The following is a 1,614-nucleotide window of genomic DNA, read 5'->3' on the forward strand; positions in this document are numbered from 1 at the left end:
GACTGAGGTACCGGCGACGGTGCCGCCTCAGCCGATGCCTTCAGAACGCTGGCGATACCCTGTGGCAGCGGGCACTGCCTGTTCAAGCTGTCCGACAGAGCAATGAAATTGGGGTACTTGTCCGGGTCCAGAGTTTTCGTTTGAACGATGTAGCCGATGCGCTGGAAATCGTCTTGGTTGAAAACCTGTTCGAACTGGTCCAGCCTGCACCGGCAAAGATCAAGATTCGACTGTTTGCCGCATTCCTGAGCAACGGCGTCCTTGTACGCCTTGTCCCACTTCACATCGTTCCGTTTTGATGCCGAGACATCGGCGACCGTGTATGCCAACGCACCATACGCTGCGCCATACATACGAAAGTTACTTGATGCTTCTTTGGCATTCACAAAGGTGATTTCAACAAGCGGCCCGTTCTTCCTTTCCTCTTTGTCTGCCGGGACCGATACCCTGTAGGCAATTTCTTCGTTGAACGCCGGTCCAGTCTTGCGGATGGCCTCAGCAAAAATCCCGTTCAGCCCACCATCACCAAGCGTTTTCCTTGCCCTTGCCAAATCCTCGTCCGGGAAAGTGATGATCAGATTGCCTTTGCAGTTCACGAATTGCGATGCCGTGTTGCGCCCCGTTTCGGTAATCATCTCGACCCGGAAGTTGATGCGCTTGCGCTCAATCGCCATCCCCAGATCGGGAATCCCGGTACCGGTAAGCTGGTCAGCATAGTTGTCCGTAATGATTTCCTTCACGTCCGGCGACGCGCAGTCCAGCTTGGCTGTATCACCGAACAGGCTTGCAAGGCTGAACGATGATCCAGCCGACGAAGCCTGATCGGTTGGTTGGGCGTCGTCATCGCTGGACCCTTGCGTGGCGAACAGCAGGCCGGCGACGGCGACGGCATACAGGACCGCCACCCCAAGCGCCGCCAATACCGGCTTCACCAGCGACTTTTTCGCATAGGTTTTCCCGAAGCCGTCCTTCACATAGCTGACTTGCTTGCGACCGGAGGCCACGTACCAGATGAAGAAGTAGATCAGCCCGCCGATGTTGACGAACCCGCGAACTGCGTCGCTGTCACCACCAGCCTTGGCTGCAAAGCAAACCGCAGCAGCCATCGCGGCCAAGACGAGCAAGCTGACATAGAACCACGCCTTCGACGTGGCTTCCCGTTCCGGCTGTCCCAGAGAGCGCCAGTTCGATGCCTGTAGGTAGCTTCCAAATGCCGGGGTAAACATGACACTAAGACCGGCGACGGTCGATGGATTCCATATCGGCTGATTCTGATTGTTCTGCATGTAGTTTCCCCCCTGTACTGTTCTGAATAGATGCGCCCGCAATACTACCAAATCGGTAGCATCTGAGACGAGCCAAAACCGGACGATCTTTGTCTTCAGCCACTTGAAGGCAGGTATGTCGGTATTCGCACAACGGCTCAAAGCAGCACGCCTACGCACCGGACTATCGCAGGAACGTCTCGGCATCGAGGCCGGACTTGATCCGATGTCGGCCAGCGCACGGATGAATCGCTATGAGCAAGGAAAGCGTGCACCCGACGCACAGCTTGTCGAACGGATCGCCGCCGTATTGGGCGTACCGGCCGCGTACCTTCATTCAGCCAACGAC

2 protein-coding genes are annotated in these 1,614 nt (G+C 56.5%); one reads left to right on the forward strand and one right to left on the reverse strand.

What is annotated here, in order from left to right; all coding sequences use genetic code 11:
• Nucleotides 1-1,286 (reverse strand): hypothetical protein (locus AC1DO7_RS41185; RefSeq protein WP_477117567.1); only part of this gene is annotated, 1,286 nt, incomplete at its 3' end.
• Nucleotides 1,287-1,401: 115 nt separating this feature from the next.
• Here AC1DO7_RS41185 and AC1DO7_RS41190 point away from each other — a divergent pair.
• On the forward strand, nt 1,402-1,614 hold a 213-nt coding region (locus AC1DO7_RS41190; RefSeq protein WP_477117568.1), incomplete at its 3' end, for a helix-turn-helix domain-containing protein.

The sequence above is a fragment of the Cupriavidus sp. 05N40 genome (assembly GCF_056397305.1).